Source organism: Corallincola holothuriorum, assembly GCF_003336225.1.
GTDB lineage: Bacteria > Pseudomonadota > Gammaproteobacteria > Enterobacterales > Neiellaceae > Corallincola > Corallincola holothuriorum.
Genome location: NZ_QPID01000022.1, coordinates 1 through 3,168, shown reverse-complemented (window position 1 = coordinate 3,168; position 3,168 = coordinate 1). Strand labels below are relative to the sequence as shown.

At 48.1% G+C, this 3,168-nt stretch carries 4 protein-coding genes; all 4 read right to left on the bottom strand.

Annotated elements, in window-relative coordinates:
• Positions 1–157: 157 nt before the first annotated feature.
• Positions 158–1,285, bottom strand: coding sequence for an IS91 family transposase (locus tag DU002_RS19190; protein WP_114340071.1), 1,128 nt, complete (start codon positions 1,283–1,285; stop codon positions 158–160).
• A gap of 185 nt (positions 1,286–1,470) precedes the next feature.
• Positions 1,471–1,851 carry a hypothetical protein gene (locus DU002_RS19185; protein WP_114340070.1) on the bottom strand — a complete coding sequence of 127 codons (381 nt, stop codon included), beginning with the start codon at positions 1,849–1,851 and terminating at the stop codon, positions 1,471–1,473.
• Positions 1,852–1,954: 103 nt separating this feature from the next.
• A complete protein-coding gene (locus DU002_RS19180) occupies positions 1,955–2,314 on the bottom strand; it encodes a hypothetical protein (RefSeq protein WP_114340069.1) in 360 nt (119 codons plus the stop codon).
• A 123-nt stretch (positions 2,315–2,437) separates the two neighbouring features.
• On the bottom strand, positions 2,438–2,722 hold the full coding sequence (locus DU002_RS19175; protein WP_114340068.1) for a hypothetical protein: 285 nt from the start codon (positions 2,720–2,722) through the stop codon (positions 2,438–2,440).
• Positions 2,723–3,168: the final 446 nt, after the last annotated feature.

Genomic DNA, 3,168 nt, shown 5'->3' with positions numbered 1-3,168 from the left:
GCTATGGACGAACAACGTTATCTATGACACTCACTATGCCGTGCTTTGCTAACTTAACGCAACACTCTGTTAATACTGAGCAACTCATAACTTGCGCTCGGTCAGATTGTCCCCACACAGCATTCCACCGCGCCAAAAACACAGTGCCGTATGTTGATTAAGCCGCATGATGAACGGGCACCTCCTTTTCCCCATGTATTAACGATGCACCGCAAACATCACACACGCGGGGCACATCACAACCAATCAGGTAAGCCTGCCAACTGATAAATTCACCTTGGCTTACCTTTGGCTGTCCAAGCTGCAGACGGGCACGGTTCAATTTCGTTCTTCCGCCTGCGCTGTATAGTCCCAGATAACGCACACTGCTCTTTCCGTGTTGCGGGGCATGCGCCAACCAGCGGCTAATGAATGTCGCCACCGGTAAACAGCTGACTTCACCTTTGCCACTGCGGTGGGATTGGTAACTGAACGTAACGTGGGTTTGACTGACATGCCGCAGTTGCTGGTTTCGCAAGGGGCCGCCTTTGATGTAACGCGCCAGATATTTCGCCACCCCACTGGCATGATCATAACGGGCACAACAATGAACCACCCAACACTTACGCCCTAACTGATTGCATAACTGTGTCATCGAACTGGCTGATCTGCCCTCCGGCAGCGTCAGTTCCTGCTCACTTAACGCTTGCTTTAGTCCCGCCAGTAACTTCCCCCGATACACCATCATCAGTGGCTTTTGTGGAAATAACACCGCTTTCTTAGGTTCACGCCATTGGCCTTGTTCGGTCAACCCGCCATGACTGATCAAACAATGCAGATGGGGATGTAAAGACAGATCGCGTCCCCACGTGTGTAAGGCCGACAATATCCCTGGCATCGCCGCTAAGTAGCGCGGATCTTTGGCAAAGGTTTTTAATGTGCTGTGGACGGCGTTAAACAACAGATCGGTCAAACGGCGTCGGTTAAAACGCCACAACCCATGCAGCTCACTAGGGAGGGTAAAGATCATATGATGATGAGGACAATCAAGCAGTACTGACTGGACGTGCTGCAGCCATCGTTCTTTAGGTAATCCGCTGCATTGTGGACAAGCACGATGCTTACAGGAGTTGTACCAAACTCCCTGCACATGCCCTTGCGGGCAGCACTGAATATGCCCGCCTAATCGAGCGGTGCGACAATCACGAATACGGGAGACGGCACGCGCCTGATCCAGGCTCACACCATGGTGGCGGCGGTATTCATCGAAGTGCTGATCCAGCAGCGTTTGCAGTGTCCTTTTCATGGACTAAGCTATAGCAAACCACTGTTTATTTATCCAGCAATCTAGCAAAAAAAGACTTCCCCGAGGCCTGCCTCGGCGAGTACAACGCCCAAAAAATGGGCAGGTGCAGCGGCTCCGCCGCGTCGTGGCACCTGTCCCCGCGAGGAGCGCAGCGACAAGTACTTGATTATTTTGCTTGTTAGCAGCTAGTCCCACCAGTTGAACAATGCCTCGCCCAACGATTGAGGCTTCCAGTACTTAACATCGTTATGACTTAAATAGGACCTCGTTACAAATGGACCATTAAGCACTTTGCTCGAAATGACATCGATACCGTGGCAATACTTAAGCTCTCGTGCGACGTCTGCGCTATCGATGAAGTCGAGCTCGCAAACCGACGGTTCAAACTCTGAGACAACGGCCCAATCTGAATTTATGGAAGCGAGAACAGCAAACTCCTTTCCCCTTTGTTCCATTAAAGCAGCAAAAAAGTTCGGTGTAGCCAGTGGACCATGAAACTCAACAACAGTGAAACCAGCCCGTTGGGCTAGGTCGTAAATTACTTTTTTGAAGTGCTGCATATCCATATAAGAGGCCTGCTAACGCCCCAACCATGGGCGGATTGAGCAGGCTAAACTAAGGAGCGGAGCGACGAAAGCCTGCGAAAAGCCGTCCGCGTGAGTTGGTTTGTTAGCTTTTGTCCTGGTAGCGGATGCCTTGGCCCTTGCATGTGATGAGATCACCACACATGCCCGGCTTTTCACCATATCCAGCCTTGTGACACTGAACATCAATGACAGCATCTAACTTTTCGATTGCAGCGGATGCCCTTAGAGCATCGAGAGCTTCGTTTTCATAGACCCAGCCATATTCGCCGCAAATTTTCCCTGAGACTTCTTTGACTACGTCATATGGCCTGGATAGATCCGGGTTCTTAACCTCGATCTCCCTGTAGCGTTGCTTTTGCTCAGGAGTAAGGTCTTCATACGTGATGTTGTAGGCGCATCCAGCGCAAATTGCTGCGAGTAGAGTTATTACTAGATTCTTCACGCGATATTCCTTTTAAGAAAGCTAACGCCAGTAGCAATTGCCGGAGCTAGCTGGCTGTTTTTTTTGCTCCGCAAAAAAGAAGACAGCTTGCGGAGGTCAATTGGCTACTTTTGTTAAGCATTTTCATAGAAGTGGCAACCATTCTATTTTCTCGGACTGAGAGCTAACCATAACTGCAACATGATTGGGGTCCACAGTAGCTATTGCAGGATCATTTATCTTTAAGTCAAAATATACAGACCAATATTCTTCACCTTCTTCAACCACCGTAACCCACGACATACTTCGCTTTTTACGATTGAGGATGGCGTGCCCCGTTTCATAAGCAATTGGAAAGTCAGCTTGCACCTTATCTTTCTTAACAAATTCAGTTGCTAGCTCAACGGCTTTAGTTTTAGTAATGTTCATATTGATGCTTAACAGTGTATTAGGCTGAATTCTGCCTAAACATCAGCATCCAGCCTTTGATAATTTCCCCACTATAACGCGCTAAGTTTCCTACTATCAATGTGTTACATCACACACTCTCGTTTGACTTACTCTTGTCTGACATACAAAAAGAAGAATTGGGTTCTCAAGGGAACTAACATGCAGCGGATCCAGGCTGTAAAGGTCAATATATTCAATAAGATATAGGTAATGAGTCCGGCAAAGAAAGAATCACTTTTCCGTATAGAACCTAAAATCCTGGCAGATTTTGCCAACCTGACTTACAACTGTATATATATGGCCCTTCACTAATTAGAGTGGGTAGGTGCCAAGTCCAGCCCACCGAAATGAAACATAATTGCCCGCTTATAACGCTCTTTAGAGCGGTATCCTTGCGCCTTAACTCGCATTGTTCGTATCTTGCT

Coding starts and splice junctions, on each gene's coding strand:
- DU002_RS19190 (WP_114340071.1), bottom strand. CDS start 1,285: ATGAAAAGGACACTGCAAACGCTGCTGGATCAGCACTTCGATGAATAC.
- DU002_RS19185 (WP_114340070.1), bottom strand. CDS start 1,851: ATGGATATGCAGCACTTCAAAAAAGTAATTTACGACCTAGCCCAACGG.
- DU002_RS19175 (WP_114340068.1), bottom strand. CDS start 2,722: ATGAACATTACTAAAACTAAAGCCGTTGAGCTAGCAACTGAATTTGTT.